The following is an 18,656-nucleotide window of genomic DNA, read 5'->3' on the forward strand; positions in this document are numbered from 1 at the left end:
GGCGGCGGGCACGGCGGCACTGATCGTGCCGGCGGAGCGGCGCGGCAGCACGATCGCTTATATCTTCCTCGGTTGGTCGTTGGCGGCCGCGGTCGGTTTGCCGCTCATCACCTTCATCGCCAGCCGCTATGGCTGGCGCGTCGCCTATGGCGGTATCGGCGCGCTCGGCTGCATCAGCTTCCTGTTGCTGCTGTTGCGCCTGCCGGCCGGCTTGAAGGGCACGCCGGTGGATCTGAAGACCTGGAGCGACGTCGGCCGAAGCAGATCGATCTTGCTGCTGCTGGCGATCACCATGCTGCAAATGTCCGGGCAGTTCGCGGTGTTCACCTTCATGGGCCCGCTGCTGAAGAAGCTGACCGGGGCGGGCCCCGACGCGGTCGGAATGGTGTTCGCCATCTACGGCATCTGCGGCTTCCTCGGCGTCGCCATCGCGACACGCATCGTCGACACTTGGGGGCCTTACCGGACCTCGCTGCTGTTCACCTGCCTCGTGCTTGCGGGCATCACCGTGTGGGCGCTGAGCGCGGGCACCATCGCGTCGATGGCGATCGCGGTCGCGATCTGGGGGCTCGGCTTTGCCTCCACCAATTCGATGCAGCAGGTGCGACTGGTCGCGGCCGCGCCGCCGCTGGCGCCGGCGACCGTCGCGCTCAACACGTCCGTCCTCTACATCGGCCAGGCCGTCGGCTCCGCCACCGGCGGACTGCTGTTTGCCCGCGAGCTCCTGCATACGATCGGCTTCGTGGCGGTCGGCTTCGTCGTGCTGGCGCTGATCCTGGTGGTCCTGACCCGGCCGCGGCCGGCTGCTGCTGCCGCGTCGGCCTGAATTCCCGCATTTTCGTATACGCAAGATGCTTGGCAAACCGCGCGCTACAGCGCTAGAAGGCCGGTCATGGGGACCAAAGAGAGTTGACTGAGATGAGGATGATTCTGGCGGTTGCTGCGGTGCTCTATTCAGCCTCCGCGTTCGCGCAAGACAAGCCACCGATGGTTGGGGACAAGCCGCTGGTGCAGGTCAAGCCCAAGGGGGCCAAGGCGGCGGCCGCAACCGCCACGCCCGCAGCGAAGGGCAAGCCGCAATCGATCGCGGCGCGGCTCCAGGCCTGCCTCGACATCGATGACGGCACCAAGGACCGTCTCAACTGCTACGACGCGGTGATCCCACCGGCGCCGAAGCCGAAGCCGGCGAAGGCCAAGGGTTACGCCGATTGCCGTTTCTTCAAGGAAGAGGACGAGCGGCTGGCCTGCTTCAACGGCTTCGCCGAGAGCATTCCGAAGCTGCCCAAGACTTGAACGTCAAGACCTGAAGATCGACTGACGTTCAGTCGCTGATCCAACTCAGCGCAGCCCTGAAGGCAACGCCCGGCACTTGCAGTGCGGTGCCTTCGAATTCCGCCGTATCGCCGTCCTCCGGGCCGGTGAGCGTCAGCAAATTATGGTCGCTGCCAGAGGACACAATCCGGTCGCTCCCGGGAATGTCGGCCACCAACATCACATTTTGATCAGCGGATAAGGTAATTGCAGGCAAGCGCGGGCAAATACCGGCTGGCGCAACATCCTAACGGCTTGACGCCACGCGCGTCAGGGCCAGTGCCGGCGTCGCCGACATCTTCACCAGCACGTCCTTGAGCGGGTCGCGCGTCCAGGCGCGGGTTACGTAGTCACGGTGGGTGATGCCGTCGCCGGTTTCGACGAACACCACGCTGCCCGGGCGCAAGGGCCCGTCCATGTCCTCGGAGACGCTGATGCCCTTCTGCCTGAGCATGCTCATCAGCTCGCGGTCACGCCGCGCGGTGTAACGGGTGTAGGAGCTGACGAAGAAGCCGGAGCGGTGGTTCTCGATCCAGGAGGCGAACTTGTCCATTTCGCCATAGACGGCGTCGAGCAGCACCACGCCGCGGACGCGGTCGCTGATGCCGCCGACCTCGAGACTCCAGGCCGTCGGCAAAAAGCCGCCGCTGTAGCCGACGATAACGATCGGCATGTTGGCGAAGGCGCGCGCGCTGTTGGGATCGCCGGTGAGGCGGGCGAGGTGGTTCGCCGATTCTTCCATGAAGCGCTTGAGCCCGCCGGCCTGCCAGAATTTGCCGGCGCTGGAATCGGCGGCATCGACCGCCATCTGCGGCGCAAGCAGGATGGCATTGGCGCCGGAATCGGTGATCTGCCTGGGCACCAGCTGCCGGTCGCGCACGTCGCGCTCCAGCGTCGCGCCATTGCCGTGGAAGAACACCACGATCACGCCCGGCTTGCGCACGTCGAAATGCTCGGGCACGTGCACCAGCACGCGGCTGTCGCTGTAGGTCTCGTCCTGCCAGTAGACGCGCCCGGAATAGCTGCGGTGGCCGCGGCGGTCGCCCTTTGAGATATTGAGGAACGGCGCGTCGGAGGCGGGGTTGTTGCCGAAATAGGGGAAGGCCGACGATTTCATGCTGACGAGCGTCGTGAGGTCTTCGCGGGGCGGCCGCTGGTAGGGGACTTGCGGCGCGAGCGAGGCGACCTTGTAGGGCGCCTGCTCGGGCTGTGGCTGCTGCTGAATGGCGCGCTTCGGCGAGAAGTCGGTCATCTGCCGTTGCAGGAAACTCTCGCTCGGCGACGGGAAGCGCTCCCTGAACTGCGGGGCAGGGAAGCGATCCTCGAAGGTGTCGCCGCCGGCAATTTGTTGGGGATTGGTCTTGGCGACCACCTGAACGTTGGCCTGCGAGTTCGCCGCGAGCGCTGCCGGATCGGGCGCCTTGCCGCATTGAACCAGCGTGAGCGACAGCGGCACCAAGGCTGAGATCAGGCCGACCCGGAGCGCACGACCGCGCCGACCGGACGTCGTCCGGTCGGCATGCATGTCAGCTCTCATATTCGGAACGGCCCCGACCATCCACCCATGACCCCGAAGTCACGTCCATCGGCAATTTCGAGACAATTGAGCCGACCCGCGTTTAGGCGACGTTAAGCGTCCGGAGAAACTTCCCCACATCCGGAACGCTCAAAATGACCATGCAATCGTGTCGTGATTGTGGGGAGGAGAACCAGGATACCCCGGCGTTTGCGCCGCTTTATTGCCAGGGAATATGCATAAGAGGTGCGTCAATACCTATTCCCTCTGCCTCATTTAACCCTTGTTAACCCTGCTTGAATTGACTGGATCAAACTGCACGATGCTCCCCACGAGGCGTGACGCCTGAGGTTAAGGACGCGATGACGGCATCAGATGCGGGTACCGCGCCCTGGACGGGCCGGCTGACCGGGAGCGAGGCGGGGGTCTCCGTTCTGGTCGCGACCGCCATCGTCATTGCCGACATGATCGGGGTCGGCGTCTTCACCAGTCTCGGCTTCCAGGTCAAGGACATCCCGTCCGGCTTCTCGATCCTGCTGCTCTGGACCGTCGGCGGCATCGTCGCGCTGTGCGGGGTGTTCTCCTACAGCGAGCTCGGGGCGATGTTTCCGCGCTCGAGCGGCGAGTACAATTTCCTCGGTCGCGCCTATCATCCCGCCTTCGGCTTTCTCGCCGGCTGGGTCTCGGCGACGGTGGGCTTTGCAGCGCCCGTCGCGCTCGCCGCGATGGCCTTCGGCGAGTATGCCAAATCGGTCATTCCCGATCTGCCGCCGATCCCGCTTGCCATCGGGGTGGTGTGGCTGGTCTCGATCGTGCAACTGACAGGCGTCAGGCACTCCTCGACCTTCCAGCTGATCTCGACCATCCTGAAGGTCGTGCTGATCGTCGCCTTCCTGGTCGCCGGCTTCATCATCGGCGCGCCGCAGCCGATCGCCTTCACGCCGCAGCCGGGCGACCTCGCGCATATCGTCAGCGCGCCCTTCGCGATCGGGCTCGTCTTCGTGATGTACTCATTCTCCGGGTGGAATGCCGCGACCTATATCATCGGCGAGATGAACATGCCGCAGCAGAACCTGCCGCGTGCGCTGCTCACGGGCACGCTGATCGTGCTCGTGCTGTATGTCGCGCTGAACGCGGTGTTCCTCTATTCCACGCCGGTCAGTGCGCTCGCCGGCCAGCTCGACGTCGCCAGTGTCGCCGGCACCGCCATCTTCGGCAGCCTCGGCGGCCGGATCGTCGGCGCCATGATCTGCGTCGGCCTGATCTCCTCGATCAGCGCGATGATGTGGATCGGCCCGCGCGTGATGATGACGATGGGTGAGGACATTCCCGCCTTGCGCGTCTTCTCGAAGCGATCGGTCAGCGGCGCCCCGGCCTATGCCATCCTGTTTCAGCTCGCGGTCGCGACCCTCTTGCTGTTCACGCGCAGCTTCGAGGCCGTGCTCGACTTCATCCAGTTCGCGCTGCTGTTCTGCTCGTTCTTCACGGTCGCCGGCGTCATCAAGCTGCGCATCACCGATCCCGACCTGCCGCGGCCCTATCGCGCCTGGGGATACCCGTTCACGCCGCTCGTTTTCCTGCTCGTGACCGGGTTCATGATGTACTACCTGTTGACCGAGCGGCCGGTGCAGTCGCTCTCGGGGATGCTCGTCATGCTCTCGGGCCTATTGATTTATGCCGTTTTCCGCAGGCGGCCGGTCGCCGCTGGCAATTCATCACACCGCGAATAAACATGTTCCGACCCATGAGAATTGCGGCCGTCGCTGTTGCCCTCCTGGCTGCGGCCATCTCGTCCGCGTCTGCCGCCGACGTCACCTTCGATGATACCGCGCGCTTCCTTGCGGGCATGCAGCCTTCGGCGGACTCGCCGCTGATGCCGCTGACCAGGGACCCCGGCTGGCAGCATCACGCAAAATTCTTCGATGGCGCCTTCGCCCAGCTCGAGCAGCGGCAAATCTCGAAGATCCGCAACTGGGCCGACGTCAATCTGGCTGCGCCCCGGCCGACCATGTTCTACATGTTCAGCGGCCCGGACTTCCTCTACGCCAATGCCTTCTATTCCAAGGCCAGCACCTACGTGCTCGGCGCGCTGGAGCCGGTCGGTGCCGTGCCCGACCTGACGAAGCTGCCGCGCGGTTCGATCGGCGCCGCGCTCTACAATGTCGAACGCTCGCTCGGCTCGATCCTGAGCTTCTCCTTCTTCATCACCAAGCAGATGAAGGTCGACCTGCACACCAACCAGGTCAACGGCACCTTGCCGATCCTCTATGTCTTCCTTGCCCGTTCCGGCAAGACCATTCGCAATGTCGAGATGGTCGCGCTCGATGCCAGGGGGGGGATGCATGTCGGCAGCGACAATCCGGGACCGAACGCCACGCGCGGTGTCCGCATCACCTTTGCAGGCCCCGACGGCGAGGCACGCACGCTGTATTATTTCTCGACCGATCTCTCCAATGCCGGCGCGCGCAACACCGGATTCCTGAAATTCTGCGAGACGCTCGGGCCCGGCAACAGCCTGCTCAAGAGCGCCTCCTATCTTCTGCACAAGGGCGACTTCGCGGTCACCCGCGACTGGCTGCTGGCCAACAGCGCGACCATCATCCAGGATGATTCCGGCATTCCCCTCGCCAATTACAACGCACGGCAATGGCGGTTCTTCCCGTTTGGCCGTTACCTCGGACCGATCAGCGAATTCCCCGGACGCTATCAGGAGCGTTACGCCGAACTGTTCACGCGCGCCCAGCCGATCGATTTCGGCGTCGGCTATCGCTGGCGCATGCATGAATCGAACTTGCTGCTGTCGGTGAGGGTGCCGGGAAGCGAGACCGCGCCGGCGGCGGAGACAACCTCGTCCGCCGAGCCGACGCCAAGGCCGCCGCGCCCGAAGCGGCTGCGTCCGCCCGAGCCGATCCCGCCACCACCGGGGCGCTTCTTCTGGTTCCGTTAGGCTGCTCTCTGAGCACCGGCGTCAAGGAGTCTGGGCGACGACGACCAGAACCTCCGCCTTCTGCCGCCCGAGGCTCCTGACCTCGTGCGGCGTCTCGCCTGAAAAGTACAGGCAGTCGCCCTTGCCGAGGACGAGTTCCTCGCCGTCGAGCTTGATCGCGATCCTGCCGTTGATGACAAACAGCAGCTCCTCGCCGGCATGCGAGGCGCGCGTCGCCGATTTGTGCGGCGGGCTGAGCAGGAACGGCTCCATCATCTTGCGGGTGCGGCCGGTTGCCAGCGGCACGACGCCAAAGGTGTCCTGAAACAGCGGCACGTTGCCGTCCTCGCGGCGGAACAGCGTGTAGCGCGGGGCGGGCTCGGCGTTCGGGTCGAAGAAGTTCGCAACATTGACCTCGAGGGCGGCGGCCATCCGCAGCAGCGCGGCCAGCGAGGGGATCTTCAGATTGCGCTCGACCAGCGAGATGTAGCCACGCGTGAGATCGCTCTGCCGCGCAAGCTGGTCCAGCGTCAGGCCCTTGGCAATCCGCGCCTGGCGGATGTTGGCCCCGACCGCTGTCGCTTTGCTGACGTCAAGCACGCATGAGTCTCCCGAACTGCTGATGCCCCTTTTGCAACAGATGCCGCCCGACTGCCAGCCCGATGGCCGGCAAGGGCAGCAACGGGTGGCTGCCATCTGTATTCCAAAAGAAAACGCATGCGCGGAAATTTCGAGCAGGCCCGCGGATATTGTAAGCAGGTACGTTGGTATTCCACGAGATTTAGCCAAAAAATAGAGCAAAAACGGCATTTTGCCGATCCGTTCGGCAAATGCCGCGTTCCGCGGCGTTGATTTCCAATAGTAAACATGTTCGATTTTTACCGTCGCGGCTGCCGATGGGCTCCGCCGACCGAACCAACTGCTTTTCCCTGGCGCCGGTACCTTTTGGAGAGATCGATGACCGTAGCAGACGACGTAACCCTGAACGTAGCGCCGGACGAGGCGGCGAGCTTGCGACGGATCGTGTGGTCGAGCGTGATCGGCACCGCGGTCGAATGGTACGACTTCCTCATCTACGGCACGGCAACCGCGCTTGTGTTCAACAAGGTCTTCTTCGCCGCCGGCAACCCCACGCTCGCCACCATCGCCGCGTTCGGCACCTATGCGGTCGGCTTCCTGGCGCGTCCCCTAGGGGCTGCGATCTTCGGTCACTACGGCGACCGGGTGGGCCGCAAGGCGATGCTCGCGATCACCATCATGGTGATGGGAATCGGCACCTTCCTGATCGGCCTGCTGCCGACTTATCAGCAGATCGGCATCGCCGCGCCGCTGCTGCTGATCGGCCTGCGCTTCCTCCAAGGCATCGGCCTTGGCGGCGAATGGGGCGGGGCGGTGCTGATGGTGGTCGAGAACTGCCCGACGCATCGCCGCGGTCTGCTCGGCAGCATGGTGCAGGTCGGCAATCCCATCGGCAATCTCGCCGCGATCGGCATGTTCGCGCTGGTGGCGAGCCTGCCGGAAAGCGACTTCATGGCTTACGGCTGGCGCATTCCGTTCCTGATCTCGATCCTCTTGGTTGGCGTCGGCCTCTACATCCGCCTCAACATGGAGGAGACCGCGGCCTTCCGTCAGGTCCAGGCCAAGAAGGACGTCGCGAAGCTGCCGCTGGTCGAGATCTTCACGCACCACCGCAGGCCGTTCTTCACAGCTGTCGGTCTGAAGATTTCGGAGATCGCCTATGCCAGCATCGGCGGCGTATTCGTGATGTCCTATGCCACGGCCAGTCTGGGGCTGCCGCGCGCGGTGGTGCTGAATGGCGCGTTCGCGGCATCGCTGGTCGCGCTGCTGGCCATTCCCTTGTTCGGCTGGCTGTCCGACCTCATCGGCCGCAAGACCATGTTCTATGCGAGCTGCTTGTTCTCGGCCCTGTTTGCCTTCCCGCTGTTCTGGCTGCTCGACACCCGCGACCCGACCATCGTCGTCTGCACCATCGTCGTTGCGATCACTTTCGGCCAGATGGTGATGTTCGGCATCGGCGCGCCCTGGTACTCCGAGCTGTTCTCCGCGCGGCTGCGCTATAGCGGCGCCTCGCTCGGCTTCCAGGTCGGTGCGGCCCTGAGCGGCGGGTTGACGCCGCTGATCGCTGCCTCTCTGATGGCCTGGAGCGGCGGTGCCACTTGGCCGGTCTCGCTGCTGCTGATCGTGTGCGCCGCCATCACTGCAACGGCGACGACTTTCGCGCCAGAGATGGCGAACAAGGAACTGACCTGATCCCGCGGCGCGCCGCCAGTGGCGGGCCATCGCTCCTGACAAGGATTCCAACATGCTCGATACCGTCAGCGCCGGCTCGGCGCACAACGCAGCACAGCTCGGCTGGACCGGCGTAGTGCGCTTCCTCCATCTTGCTCCGCGTGCGTTCCTGCCCATGCGCGCGGCCGAGACGATCACCCTCGTTGCCGGCAGGGGGATCGAGGGCGACCGCTACATGATCGGCAAGGAGGAGGGGTTTTACTCGCACAAGCCCGAAGAGGGCCGGCAGGTCACTCTGTTCGAGCTCGAGACGCTGGTTGCGCTCAAGCGCGATGCCGGCATCGCGCTCGGTCCCGAAGAGCACCGGCGCAACGTCACGGTCGAAGGCGTGCCGCTCAACCACCTCGTCGGCCGGCGCTTCTGGCTGGGCGAGACCCTGCTGGAAGCGACCCGGCTGTCGGTGCCGTGCCGGCACATCGAGGAGATCACCGGCAAGGCGATCTTCGATCCCCTGATCAATCGCTCCGGGCTCAACTGCAAGATCCTGCAGGGCGGCATTGTCAGGGTCGGCGACACCGTGCGGAACGCGGCATGAGCGCGCGCCCGATCACGACGGTCAGGACGATCGTTACCGACATCGCGGAGGCGGGGACAGGCATCAAACTGTTCTCGCTGGCCGATCCCGATCATTGGGAATTGCCGCCGTTCAAGCCCGGCGCGCATATCGACCTGCATCTGCCGAACGGACTGGTGCGCACTTACTCGCTGTGCAACGAACCCGCCGACAACACGCGCTACGTCATTGCGGTCAAGCGCGAGGCGGACGGGCGGGGTGGTTCGCGTGCGCTTCACGATGACGTCGGGGTCGGCGATGTCATCGGCGTCTCGCTGCCGCGCGGCGGGCTGGAGCCCGATGCGCGCATCGCACGCTACGTGTTCGTGGCGGGTGGCATCGGCGTGACGCCGTTCCTGTCCGCTACGCGGCATCTCCAACGAACGGCGCAGGCCGAATTCACGCTGCATCTGGTCGTGCGCGAGGAAGTGCCGCTCGCCGCGCAACTCGGCTCACTGATCGAGATGGGGATTGTCGTGGTGCATCGGACGTCGCGAGAGGGACGTCCTGATCTGGCGGAGCTGGTCGGCGATCCCGGTCCGGAGACGCTGGTGGCCTGCTGCGGCCCGGAAAGCATGACCGAAGATTTCGAGCGTCTGACCGCAGCCTGGCCGAAGGCCAACGTTCACATCGAGCGCTTTGTCGCGCCGCCCCCGATCATCGATCCCGACGCCAAACCCTTCACATTGTCGCTTGCGCGTTCGGGCACCGAGATCCAGGTCCGTGCCGGCCAGACCATGTTGGCCGCGTTGCAGGAAGGCGGCATCGACGTCGCGACCTCCTGCTGCGGCGGCATCTGCGGCGCCTGCAAGGTCGGATGGATCGAGGGTAGGCCGGTCCACCGCGACCGCATCCTGACGCCCTACGAGCGCGAGCGCTATCTCATGGTGTGTGTCGCCGGATCAGACGCCGACCGGCTGGTGCTGGATCTCTGATCTACCAGTGCACGCTCTGGCTTGGTACGACGAATGCTGTCGTGCTGGGTGGTGTTGCAAAACTCGTCGCCAGATACCAGCCTGATCCGGCCGCGAGCACCAGCAGAGCGATGATGGCGAGCATATCGAGGGTTCTGGGGTCGTGATGCTTCCTGGGACCAGGCTTGGGCTCAGGCCCGACCTGATGAGGGCTGATTTTCCAGCGCATTCTTGTTTCCTCCCGTGGGAGCATCACAACAACGCGAGGGCATGGTTCCGGTTCCCCGGGGGGAGTGATGCGCAAAGCGCCCCAGCAAACTCAGGACGGATTCACCCCGCGCCACCGCGCATACCGCCAGGGCAGATACCAGCGCGCGTTTTGCGGGGCGGCCAGCGGCACATTGTCGATGCCCGACGTGCCGTACGGATTGCAGCGGAGCAGACGCGCGAGTGTCATCCAGCCGCCGGCCCACAGCCCAAAGCGCTCGATCGCCTCGTCGCCATAGACGGAGCAGGTCGGCAGATGCCGGCAATTGTACCCGACCAGCGGCGAGAGCGTGTGGCGATAGAGCCAGATCAGCGCGCGGCCAAATCTTCGCGGAAGGCGAAGGATGCCCTCGACGGGAGTGGAACAATGCTCGCAGGCTGAATGCTTCATGGGCGAGTTGCTGCGACGTTGAGCCAGTGTTGCACGGTTCCGGTGCAGGGAACTGTAAGGTGTTGTTTCCGCGCCATATTTTGCGTGCTTTTTGGGAGCAGTGCAGCAAGTATCTGTGGACGATCTGTATTCGCCCGGATACCATTTTTATGACGCCCGTGTGTAGAAACATACGCCTGTATGATGGACTCAGAGGGCGCTACCGGGGATTGTTCGGCGACCTTGGGGCTTTGGGGAAGGAACCAGATTGAAACTTCTGAACTCCATCGATCTTCGCGGTTGGTTGCTGGTGGGAACCGCCGTCTGTGGAGTCGCGCTGGCCGGCGCCGTCGCGACATTCGGGTCATCGTCATCGGCCCGAGCCGGGAACGCTCTCGAAGAGCGCAAGCTGCCGATGAAGTTCAATTGGGTCGCCTGCGAGCCGAACTGCCGCGGCTGGGTCAGCGCGGTCGGCATCATCACCTCTGACACGCCCAAAGAGTTCGAAGAGTTCGCGCGCGGACGCCAGCTCGGCGGTGCCACTGTGGTGCTCGATTCCAGCGGCGGTTCCGTCAATGACGCGATCACGCTCGGCCGACGCTTTCGCAATCTCGGACTTCTGACCACGGTCGGGATCAGCCTTCAGAACCGCGGCGGGCAATCGGCCCGTCCGGCGGTCGCGCCCGAGGCCTATTGCGAATCCATGTGCGCGTTCCTGTTGCTGGCCGGCAAGAAGCGCTACGTGCCGGAAGCGGCCCATGTCCGCGTCCACCAGATCTGGATGGGCGATCGTGCCGACGATGCCAAGGCGGCGAGCTACAGCGCGCAAGACCTGATGATCGTGGAACGCGACATTGGCCGCCTCGCCAAATACACCTTCGACATGGGCGGCGCCGGCGACCTGCTGTCGCTCGCGCTCAGCGTGCCGCCCTGGGAAGATCTGCATGAGCTCGATGCCGGCGAGCTCAGGCTCACCAATCTCGTGACGACCGATCTCGTCGCCGACGTGCTGCCGCATGTGGACATCACGGCGCCGGCAATGGCCGAGCTCGCCCCCAAGACGCAGGCAAGGTTCGGTACGGAGCCGGAGCAGCCGGCCAAGTCGACCAGGACGGCCGAAGCGCTGGCGCCCACGGGCGGCGTGGCAACGCCGGCTACGGCGGCGCAGAAGTAAGATCCCCACGACGCTGTCATTCCGGGACGTCGCAAAGCGACGACCCCGGAATCCAGATGTAGTCCCGCGCGATTCTCGGGTGCGCACTTGCACACCACAGTTCGCGCTGGCGCGCGCCTCCGAACGACGTCAGGGTCTCAGCCCTGCGCCGCGGCGGGCTGCTTGGCCTTGGCCTCGATCTGGCCGATCGCATCGACCACCGCATCGAAGGTCAGCAGCGTCGAGGCGTGGCGCGCCTTGTAGTCACGCACCGGCTCGAGGAACTTGATCTCTTCCCATTTGCCTTGAGGAGGCGTGCCGTTCTCCTTGAGCATCTTGCGAACGGTTTCACGTAACTCACGGAGTTCGCTCGCGGTCGATCCGACTACGTGACTTGCCATGATGGATGAAGAGGCCTGTCCCAGCGCGCAGGCCTTCACGTCATGGGCGAAGTCGGTGACGGTGTCGCCATCCATCTTGAGGTCGACCTTCACGGTCGAGCCGCACAGCTTGGAGTGGGCGGTCGCGGTGGCATCTGGGGCGGGCAGCCGCCCGAGGCGCGGAATATTCCCCGCCAGCTCGATGATCCGCTTGTTGTAAATGTCGTTCAGCATGTGATGGAGTCCAACACGTCCACAGCCACTTCCGGGCCGGATCGGCCTTGGCGGGGGCCGTCCACGGTCTTATATAGGGGCGGAACTGGCGGAAAAACAGTCCAGCGGCGCGTCGGCTGCGATCCAGGTCTGCGCTATCGACGTTGTGACCGAAGGGCCTTTTCGCCAAACTGTTCTCTTCAGGCGTCCGGCGGCTTGCCGCCCCGTCTGCCGGTGACACTCCGGCCACAAGGCCGTCGAACGGAGTAGACATGGACGCTACAATCAAGCCTATCCGCCCCAATAAGCAGCTCGAGAGCCGCCCGGCCGAGCTTGACCCTGCCGAATTCCTCGCGGCCGCCGTCCGTGCCGACCAGCCGCGCCCGGCGCGCGCCGAAGCCGAACAGGCGGTGAAGACGCTGCTCGCCTATATCGGTGAGAACACCGAGCGCGAGGGCCTCTTGGACACGCCGCGTCGCGTGGTCGAGGCCTTCGACGAGCTCTATCAGGGCTATCACCAGTGCCCGGCCGAAGTGCTCGACCGCACCTTCGGCGAGACGGCCGGCTATGATGATTTCGTGCTGGTGCGCGACATCGAGTTCACCTCGCAGTGCGAGCATCACATGATGCCGTTCTACGGCAAGGCGCACATCGCCTACACCCCGGTGGAGCGCGTCGTCGGCCTGTCCAAGCTCGCGCGCCTCACCGACATCTTTGCCCGCCGGCTCCAGACCCAGGAGCATCTGACGGCGCAGATCGCCGCCGCCATCGACGAGGTCCTCAAGCCGCGCGGCGTTGCCGTCCTGATCGAGGCCGAGCATACCTGCATGTCGGTGCGCGGCGTCGCCAAGCATGGCGCCTCCACCTTCACCAGCCGCTTCACCGGCATGTTCCGAGACAATCCGGCGGAGCAGGCCCGTTTCCTGTCCCTGGTGCGAGGCTTGCAGCGCTGACCTCGCGAATAGATCGGCGAGGTCGTCGTGTCTGCTCACTCCCATGAGATCGAGGAAGGTCTTTCCTTCCAGCCGCGCTTCGACGCGAGCGGCCTCGTGACCTGCGTCGCGACCGACGTCGCCACCGGCGACGTGCTGATGGTCGCGCACATGAATGACGAAGCGCTGCGCAAGACCATCGCGACCGGCGAAGCCTGGTACTTCAGTCGCTCGCGCAATGCCTTGTGGCGAAAAGGTGAGACGTCAGGTCAGACCCAGCGCGTGGTCGAGATGCGCACGGATTGCGACCAGGACGCGGTCTGGATCCGTGTCGAGCAGATCGGCGCGGCCTGCCACACCGGCCGCCGGTCGTGCTTCTACCGCAAGGTCGAGGCCGAGGGCGGTGGAGCGAAGCTGGTCTTCACCGACGCCGAGCGGCTGTTCGATCCCAGCGCGGTCTACAAGAAGTAGTCCTCTGTCATTCCGAGCGGCTCGAACAGCCGACCCGGAGTCTCGAGATTCCGGGTTCGCGCTTCGCGCGCCCCGAAACGACTCGGCGTGGGCGGCGATGCCCGAATTAACCCCGCGTTAACCATACCTGTCCCACGGTGAGACGACAGGGCGCCGAATTGCCGGCGTTGCTTAACGCCGCGCGGGGCGGGCACTCCATCATGTCGGTCGACAATTCCAGTGCCTCAGGGGCGGCGGTTCTCGATCCGATGCGGGCGCGCGTCGCCGGCGCGATCAAGCAGGCCTCGAACATCTCCGGCGTCAGCTTCCAGTACATGCTGACCACCGCCAAGATGGAATCGGATTTCGATCCGACGGCGGGCGCCACCACCTCGTCCGCGCACGGCCTCTACCAGTTCATCGACCAGACCTGGCTCGGCACCGTGAAAGAGGCGGGGAGCCAGCTCGGCTATGGCAACTATGCCGACGCCATCACCAGGAGCTCGTCGGGCACCTATACCGTTGACGACCCCTTCCTGAAGCGGTCGATCATGAAGCTGCGCGACGATCCGGAGGCCGCATCGAGCATGGCGGCGGCGCTGACGCAGTCGAACAGTTTCAAGCTCACCGGCCTGCTCGGCCGCAGGCCGAGCGACAGCGAGCTCTACATGGCGCATTTCATGGGCGTCGGCGGAGCCGCAAAACTCATCGCCAATGCCGAGGACAATCCGCAAGCGGTCGGTGCGCGGCTGTTCCCCAATGCGGCCTCGGCCAATCGCTCGATCTTCTACGCCAAAGACGGCCGCGCCCGCAGCGTCTCCGAGGTCTATTCGGTGCTGGATGCGCGCTATGCCAGCGCGGCCAATTCGAAAGTCACGCGCAGCGCGATGGCGATGTATGGCGGCACGCCCTCGACCACGGAGGTCGCGAGCGCCAACGGTGTACAGCCCACGGTGCCTGTGGTCGACAACGCGGCCTATCTCCAGACCTTCCCCAACACGCGCGCCGTGACGCCCGTCAGTGCGACATCGTCAACGACGGTCGCGGACAATGCGCCGAGTGCGCCGGTGTTTCGCTCGATCTATCAGCCGGGCGATGCCACGCAGCCGGTTTCGGCGATGGTGCAGAAATTGTGGGGCAACAACGCCTCGCTCACTTCGGCAACGCCGGAGGTGCGCCCGCCGCAGCCGCTCGATCTCTTCAGCGATCGTAGCGGCACGTTCTCGAGCTAGTCGAGATTTGGCTGTCCCGGACGCGCTGCGGCGCGCAGGCGCTGCTGCGCAGAGCCGGGACCCACCCAAGCACCAATCTCTGAACGATGGGCCCGGCTCGGCAGCGCACCACCGCGTGCTGCGCTGCGTCGGGGCACGCATCCTGGCCGTCTTGGTTCCCTTAACAAAACGTCAATAAAACCAGCCAGTTATGGTGAACGCTTTGTTAAGCGTCGTGGTTTATTTTGTGTTGCAGGTGACGAGCCGTCACCGTTTTCGTTTGTTGTGTAAGCCGGAAGCAGCATGATTGTTCGGCAGTTTATCAATTGGATCAGGACGGCGCCCGCCGGCGAGCGGGCCGAGGCGACCCGGGCATTGGCCCGGGCCTGGCTGATCTCGGATCTTTCCACAGACGACCGCATCGCCGCCGAGGGCGCGCTGTTGATGCAGCTCGACGATCCCTCGCCGCTGGTGCGGCAGGCGATGGCCGAGGCGTTCGCGCGCAGCACGGATGCGCCGGCGTCGATCGTGCGGGCGCTGTCGGCGGACCAGCCGACCGTCGCGCTGCCCGTGCTCGAACATTCCCCGCTGCTGATTGACGCCGATCTCGTCGACATCGTCGCGACCGGCAATGACGAGGTGCAGTGCGCAGTCGCCCGTCGCATCGCGCTGCCGGTGTCGGTCTGCGCCGCCATCGCCGAGGTCGGCTGCGCGGCCGCAGCGCTCGAGCTGATCGAAAATCCGCATGCCGAGCTCGCGCCGTTCTCCTGGACGCGCATCGTTGAACGCCACGGCCATCTCGCAGCGATCCGCGAGGCGATGCTGGTGCTGGACGACCTGCCGGCCGCAACACGCGCGGCACTGGTGGCAAAGCTTTCGGAGACGCTGGCGCAATTCGTCGTGGCGCGGAACTGGCTGAGCGCCGACCGCGCCGAGCGCGTGACGATCGAGGCGCGCGACCGCTCCACGATCAATATCGCGGCGCGCTCGCGCGGCGAGGACATGCAGGGCCTGGTGCATCATCTGCGCGTCACTGGCCAGCTCACGGCCGGTCTCATTCTGCGCGCGTTGCTGTCGAGCAATCTCGACCTGTTCGATGCGGCCTTGGCCGAACTTGCCGACATGCCGCTGGCGCGCGTCACCGCGCTGCTGCACGACCGCGGCGGCAACAGCCTGCACGCGCTGCTGCGCCGCGCCGGGCTACCCGAGGCAACGTTTGCGGCGTTCCAGGTCGCGCTCGACGCCTGCCACGAGCAGGGCTTTGTCGACAGCGATGATGGCGCGGCGCGGCTGCGCCGTCGCATGGTGGAGCGCGTGCTGACCCATTGCGAGACCGACCGCGGCGCCACCGAACCGCTGATGGTCCTGCTCCGCCGCTTCGCCACCGAGTCCGCGCGCGAAGAGGCACGGCTGTTCTGCGACGAGATCGTCGCGGATGACGCGATCGATCCGGTCTATCATGATCTGATTGCGGCGTGAATTCCATCTCGCGTCGCCCCGGCGAAGGCCGGGGCCCATACCGCGAGGTCTCGCAATTGAAGCGAGGTGGTCGACGTTCTTTGCGATAATATCCGCTGGTGGTTATCGGTTCCGGCCTTCGCCGGAACGACAGCCTGCTTACTCGGCCGGCACGATGCTGGGCGCCAGGATCGCTTCGAGATGCTCGGGGCGGTCGCGGTTGACCTGGGTGAGATAGTCGTCGGCAACCTTGCGCAGGCGCCGGCTCAGTTCGGCGGAGACGCTGATGCGGTCGAGCCTGGTGTTCTCGTGCACGATGGCCAGGATCGCGTTGATATGATGCGTGAACAGCTCGGCCGGCACCTTCTCCAGATCAGGGGCATGCTCGATGACGCGGCACAGGCTCTCGGCTACTCCCGCCGCTGCCGGGAAGCCGAATGTCGCGGCATCGCCCTTGATGTCGTGTGCGGCGCGGAACAGTTCGTCGCGCCGCTCTTTGGTGAAGCCGTCATTGCGGATGGCGACGTAGGCGGCCGACAGGCGGTTGACCTCGGTGGCCATCCAGTCCTTGAACTCACCGGAGAGATCCGCGAGCGCCTGCTCGGCACGGCTGACCGGATCGTCCATGTCCTTTTCTTCGACGCGGCGCAGAACCTTGCGCAACGGATTGGGCTGCGTGATGATTTGATGCGTGGCGCAGGCCTTGACCTCGATGTCCTTTGCGCTGTTCTTCGCCATGATGCCTGCCTCGTCTAAGACGTTGCGCTAGATGGAGGAGCGGGCCTTGTCGAGCAGCGAGGGCTGCTGCAGCACCTCGTGCTTTTCGCCGACACGGCGTTCGGGGCCCATATAGGCGGAGTTGGTGTTGCGGCGCCGGTCCGGCCCGAAATAGGTCTTGGTCTTGATGAAGGGGCGGGGATTGGCGACGACGTTGAGGATGCGCTGGTAGAGCCCCTTGGCCGAGATCGGCTTGGCCAGGAATTCGGTGACGCCGGCATCGCGCGCGACCGTGACGCGGCGCTTCTCGGAATGGCCGGTCAGCATGATGATCGGCGCGTAGGGGTTGCCCTTGGATTCCGGCTGCCGGATCATCTGCGCCAGTTCGAGCCCGTCGAAGATCGGCATCGCCCAGTCGGTGATGACGATGTCGGGGACGTAATGGCTGTACATTTCCAGCGCGGTGGCGCCGTCCTCGGCCTCATAGACCTCGCGCGCGCCGAACGAATGCAGCAGCGTGCGCAGGATTCGGCGCATGTGCGGATTGTCGTCGCAGACGAGGAAGCGCAGCTTGTTGAAGTCGATGCGGAACATGGCGCCCAGGCTGAAGCAGTCAATCTTCGTTAACCATATCGTGGCGGCGGTTAACGAAGGGTTGCCGGTGGGCGCCGGGCAGGAGGCTCAGTAGCCGAACTGCTCGCGTAAAATGCGCTCTTCCAGGCTGTGGCCGGGGTCGAACAGCATGCGCATCGAGATGGTCTTGTCGGACAGCACCTCGACGCGGCGGACGTCGCGCACCTCGTCGTGGTCGGCGACCGCCGCGACCGGGCGCTTGTCGCCCTCCAGCACCTCGATCACGACATAGGCCGTATTGGGCAGCAGCGCGCCGCGCCAGCGGCGCGGGCGGAAGGCGCTGATCGGGGTCAGCGCCAGGAGGGCGGCGTTGATCGGCAGGATCGGTCCTTGGGCGGAAAGATTGTAGGCGGTCGAGCCGGCGGGCGTCGCCACCATGATGCCGTCGGCGATCAGCTCTGGCATGCGCTCGCGCTCGTCGATCAGGATGCGCAGCCGCGCCGCCTGGTAGGTCTGCCGGAACAGGGCGACCTCGTTGATGGCGTGGTGCAGGTGGACGCGGTCGTTGACGTCGGTCGCCCGCATCAAGAGCGGATTGATCTCGGATTCATGCGCCGCGTCGAGCCGGGCGCGCAGATCGTGGGTCGAATACTCGTTCATCAGGAAGCCGACCGTGCCGCGGTGCATGCCGTAGATCGGCTTCCTCGTGTGCATGTTCTGGTGCAGCGTCTGCAGCATCAACCCGTCGCCGCCGAGCGCGACCACGACGTCGGCCTCTTTCGGGTCGCAATTACCATAGTCGCTGGTGAGCTGGCCGAACGCGGCCTGGGCCTCGCTGCTCGGGCTGGCGACGAAGGCGATCCGTTCGTATCGCGAGGGCTTGGTCATGGCTTTTCGGGCAGGCTCGCTGGCTCGAGAAGGTTCCGCCGGGCTCGTCTATACGAGGTGGGGCGCCATTGTCGAGGATGACCACCTTCAAGGCAAATGACCGGCCGCCGGATCCGGGCAGAACCGGGTCGTTTCGCGCCCGATCGGGCTCGCCAAGCACCGCCGGGCACATGATCCCCCAAACCGTCGCAATTTCGCGCTAGCCTTTGGGCCTCACCGGCTGTCGTTGCCGGGCAGGAGAACGAACATGGTCACGAGTTTGCCGGCGGTCCGTCGCACGGTCCTGGTCCTGGCGGTGTCGGCTTTCGCACTCGCAGGTTTTGCGCGCGCGGACGATCCGCCGCAGCCGCGCTCCGAGACGACGGCGCCCACCGGACAGAAGGGCGGTCGCGGCGCTGGCGCGCAGAACGCGTCGCAGAGCTCGTCGGCCGAGCCGCACCGTCTGCCGCCGGATGCGACCACGAAGCAGACGCTCGATCTGCCCGGCCGCACCCTCAACTTCGCCGCAACGGCG

General features: G+C 65.1%; 21 protein-coding genes and 1 pseudogene. 13 read left to right on the top strand and 9 right to left on the bottom strand.

Translation table 11 applies throughout. The features are described from left to right. Positions 1–826 (top strand): MFS transporter (locus tag A5906_RS05960; RefSeq protein ID WP_080134335.1); only part of this gene is annotated, 826 nt, incomplete at its 5' end. Between the two features lie 92 nt (positions 827–918). Continuing rightward, positions 919–1,293, top strand: coding sequence for a hypothetical protein (locus A5906_RS05965; RefSeq protein WP_080134336.1), 375 nt, complete (start codon positions 919–921; stop codon positions 1,291–1,293). A gap of 28 nt (positions 1,294–1,321) precedes the next feature. Here A5906_RS05965 and A5906_RS42450 read toward each other — a convergent pair whose 3' ends face one another. Beyond that, positions 1,322–1,492: a hypothetical protein gene (locus A5906_RS42450; protein ID WP_161495368.1), complete on the bottom strand. Its 171-nt coding sequence runs from the start codon at positions 1,490–1,492 to the stop codon at positions 1,322–1,324. Positions 1,493–1,558: 66 nt separating this feature from the next. Next, a complete protein-coding gene (locus A5906_RS05970) occupies positions 1,559–2,836 on the bottom strand; it encodes an alpha/beta hydrolase (RefSeq protein WP_245326606.1) in 1,278 nt (425 codons plus the stop codon). Positions 2,837–3,189: 353 nt separating this feature from the next. Between A5906_RS05970 and A5906_RS05975 the strand changes: the two genes are divergently transcribed. Continuing rightward, a complete protein-coding gene (locus A5906_RS05975; protein ID WP_080134395.1) occupies positions 3,190–4,557 on the top strand; it encodes an APC family permease in 1,368 nt (455 codons plus the stop codon). 14 nt (positions 4,558–4,571) lie between these two features. Next, complete coding sequence (locus A5906_RS05980) at positions 4,572–5,774, top strand: hypothetical protein (RefSeq protein WP_080134338.1); 1,203 nt, start codon at positions 4,572–4,574, stop codon at positions 5,772–5,774. Positions 5,775–5,795: 21 nt separating this feature from the next. Here the strand turns inward: A5906_RS05980 and A5906_RS05985 are convergent, their stop codons facing one another. Next, on the bottom strand, positions 5,796–6,353 hold the full coding sequence (locus A5906_RS05985) for a helix-turn-helix domain-containing protein (protein WP_080134339.1): 558 nt from the start codon (positions 6,351–6,353) through the stop codon (positions 5,796–5,798). Positions 6,354–6,710: 357 nt separating this feature from the next. On the opposite strand from A5906_RS05985, the gene A5906_RS05990 reads away from it, so the two are divergent. From A5906_RS05990 to A5906_RS06000, 3 genes are read left to right on the top strand one after another with little or no spacing between them, the layout of a single operon-like run. Next, positions 6,711–8,024 carry an MFS transporter gene (locus A5906_RS05990; RefSeq protein ID WP_080134340.1) on the top strand — a complete coding sequence of 438 codons (1,314 nt, stop codon included), beginning with the start codon at positions 6,711–6,713 and terminating at the stop codon, positions 8,022–8,024. Positions 8,025–8,076: 52 nt separating this feature from the next. Continuing rightward, a complete protein-coding gene (locus A5906_RS05995; protein ID WP_080134341.1) occupies positions 8,077–8,598 on the top strand; it encodes an MOSC domain-containing protein in 522 nt (173 codons plus the stop codon). Then, positions 8,595–9,551, top strand: coding sequence for a PDR/VanB family oxidoreductase (locus A5906_RS06000; RefSeq protein WP_080134342.1), 957 nt, complete (start codon positions 8,595–8,597; stop codon positions 9,549–9,551). The genes A5906_RS05995 and A5906_RS06000 overlap by 4 nt, the downstream gene beginning before the upstream one ends. A gap of 1 nt (position 9,552) precedes the next feature. Here A5906_RS06000 and A5906_RS06005 read toward each other — a convergent pair whose 3' ends face one another. Both A5906_RS06005 and yidD read right to left on the bottom strand, forming a co-directional pair. Further along, positions 9,553–9,759 carry a hypothetical protein gene (locus tag A5906_RS06005; RefSeq protein WP_080134343.1) on the bottom strand — a complete coding sequence of 69 codons (207 nt, stop codon included), beginning with the start codon at positions 9,757–9,759 and terminating at the stop codon, positions 9,553–9,555. 90 nt (positions 9,760–9,849) lie between these two features. After that, complete coding sequence (yidD, locus tag A5906_RS06010; protein WP_080134344.1) at positions 9,850–10,188, bottom strand: membrane protein insertion efficiency factor YidD; 339 nt, start codon at positions 10,186–10,188, stop codon at positions 9,850–9,852. Between the two features lie 247 nt (positions 10,189–10,435). Between yidD and A5906_RS06015 the strand changes: the two genes are divergently transcribed. Next, on the top strand, positions 10,436–11,341 hold the full coding sequence (locus tag A5906_RS06015) for a COG3904 family protein (protein WP_080134345.1): 906 nt from the start codon (positions 10,436–10,438) through the stop codon (positions 11,339–11,341). 137 nt (positions 11,342–11,478) lie between these two features. On the opposite strand, the gene A5906_RS06020 is transcribed toward A5906_RS06015, so the two are convergent. Beyond that, positions 11,479–11,934, bottom strand: a complete 456-nt coding sequence (locus A5906_RS06020; protein ID WP_080134346.1) for an iron-sulfur cluster assembly scaffold protein — start codon at positions 11,932–11,934, stop codon at positions 11,479–11,481. Positions 11,935–12,185: 251 nt separating this feature from the next. Here A5906_RS06020 and folE point away from each other — a divergent pair, with 251 nt between their 5' ends. The 4 genes from folE (at position 12,186) to A5906_RS06040 (ending at position 15,985) form a co-directional block, all read left to right on the top strand. Continuing rightward, entirely contained in the window at positions 12,186–12,866 is a 681-nt protein-coding gene (gene folE / locus A5906_RS06025) for a GTP cyclohydrolase I FolE (RefSeq protein ID WP_080134347.1), read from the top strand. 27 nt (positions 12,867–12,893) lie between these two features. Beyond that, positions 12,894–13,316, top strand: a complete 423-nt coding sequence (hisI, locus tag A5906_RS06030; protein WP_080134348.1) for a phosphoribosyl-AMP cyclohydrolase — start codon at positions 12,894–12,896, stop codon at positions 13,314–13,316. 158 nt (positions 13,317–13,474) lie between these two features. Continuing rightward, on the top strand, positions 13,475–14,527 hold the full coding sequence (locus tag A5906_RS06035) for a transglycosylase (RefSeq protein WP_080134396.1): 1,053 nt from the start codon (positions 13,475–13,477) through the stop codon (positions 14,525–14,527). A 282-nt stretch (positions 14,528–14,809) separates the two neighbouring features. After that, positions 14,810–15,985 (top strand): DUF2336 domain-containing protein, encoded by a 1,176-nt coding sequence (locus A5906_RS06040; RefSeq protein WP_080134349.1) that lies wholly within the window; start codon positions 14,810–14,812, stop codon positions 15,983–15,985. A 138-nt stretch (positions 15,986–16,123) separates the two neighbouring features. On the opposite strand, the gene A5906_RS06045 is transcribed toward A5906_RS06040, so the two are convergent. The 3 genes from A5906_RS06045 to A5906_RS06055 form a co-directional block, all read right to left on the bottom strand. Beyond that, positions 16,124–16,702: an Hpt domain-containing protein gene (locus tag A5906_RS06045; RefSeq protein WP_080134350.1), complete on the bottom strand. Its 579-nt coding sequence runs from the start codon at positions 16,700–16,702 to the stop codon at positions 16,124–16,126. A gap of 27 nt (positions 16,703–16,729) precedes the next feature. Then, entirely contained in the window at positions 16,730–17,275 is a 546-nt protein-coding gene (locus A5906_RS06050; protein WP_008549760.1) for a response regulator, read from the bottom strand. Positions 17,276–17,362: 87 nt separating this feature from the next. Continuing rightward, the gene (locus A5906_RS06055) at positions 17,363–18,142 is read right to left on the bottom strand and encodes an NAD kinase (RefSeq protein WP_080134351.1); all 780 of its coding nucleotides are present in this window, start codon (positions 18,140–18,142) and stop codon (positions 17,363–17,365) included. 247 nt (positions 18,143–18,389) lie between these two features. Here A5906_RS06055 and A5906_RS43925 point away from each other — a divergent pair. Then, positions 18,390–18,656, top strand: a pseudogene (locus A5906_RS43925) (peptidase S10); the annotation flags it as partial.

This window comes from Bradyrhizobium sacchari, from assembly GCF_002068095.1.
Classification (GTDB): Bacteria; Pseudomonadota; Alphaproteobacteria; order Rhizobiales; family Xanthobacteraceae; genus Bradyrhizobium; species Bradyrhizobium sacchari.

Excerpts from the sequence above, each read along its gene's own strand:
- A5906_RS06050 (WP_008549760.1), bottom strand. The coding sequence starts at position 17,275 with ATGTTCCGCATCGACTTCAACAAGCTGCGCTTCCTCGTCTGCGACGAC.
- A5906_RS05990 (WP_080134340.1), top strand. The coding sequence starts at position 6,711 with ATGACCGTAGCAGACGACGTAACCCTGAACGTAGCGCCGGACGAGGCG.
- A5906_RS05975 (WP_080134395.1), top strand. The coding sequence starts at position 3,190 with ATGACGGCATCAGATGCGGGTACCGCGCCCTGGACGGGCCGGCTGACC.
- A5906_RS05970 (WP_245326606.1), bottom strand. The coding sequence starts at position 2,836 with ATGCATGCCGACCGGACGACGTCCGGTCGGCGCGGTCGTGCGCTCCGG.
- A5906_RS06055 (WP_080134351.1), bottom strand. The coding sequence starts at position 18,142 with ATGACCAAGCCCTCGCGATACGAACGGATCGCCTTCGTCGCCAGCCCG.
- folE (WP_080134347.1), top strand. The coding sequence starts at position 12,186 with ATGGACGCTACAATCAAGCCTATCCGCCCCAATAAGCAGCTCGAGAGC.
- A5906_RS06040 (WP_080134349.1), top strand. The coding sequence starts at position 14,810 with ATGATTGTTCGGCAGTTTATCAATTGGATCAGGACGGCGCCCGCCGGC.
- A5906_RS05965 (WP_080134336.1), top strand. The coding sequence starts at position 919 with ATGAGGATGATTCTGGCGGTTGCTGCGGTGCTCTATTCAGCCTCCGCG.
- yidD (WP_080134344.1), bottom strand. The coding sequence starts at position 10,188 with ATGAAGCATTCAGCCTGCGAGCATTGTTCCACTCCCGTCGAGGGCATC.
- A5906_RS06000 (WP_080134342.1), top strand. The coding sequence starts at position 8,595 with ATGAGCGCGCGCCCGATCACGACGGTCAGGACGATCGTTACCGACATC.
- A5906_RS06005 (WP_080134343.1), bottom strand. The coding sequence starts at position 9,759 with ATGCGCTGGAAAATCAGCCCTCATCAGGTCGGGCCTGAGCCCAAGCCT.
- A5906_RS42450 (WP_161495368.1), bottom strand. The coding sequence starts at position 1,492 with ATGTTGGTGGCCGACATTCCCGGGAGCGACCGGATTGTGTCCTCTGGC.
- A5906_RS06045 (WP_080134350.1), bottom strand. The coding sequence starts at position 16,702 with ATGGCGAAGAACAGCGCAAAGGACATCGAGGTCAAGGCCTGCGCCACG.
- A5906_RS05995 (WP_080134341.1), top strand. The coding sequence starts at position 8,077 with ATGCTCGATACCGTCAGCGCCGGCTCGGCGCACAACGCAGCACAGCTC.
- A5906_RS06020 (WP_080134346.1), bottom strand. The coding sequence starts at position 11,934 with ATGCTGAACGACATTTACAACAAGCGGATCATCGAGCTGGCGGGGAAT.
- A5906_RS05980 (WP_080134338.1), top strand. The coding sequence starts at position 4,572 with ATGAGAATTGCGGCCGTCGCTGTTGCCCTCCTGGCTGCGGCCATCTCG.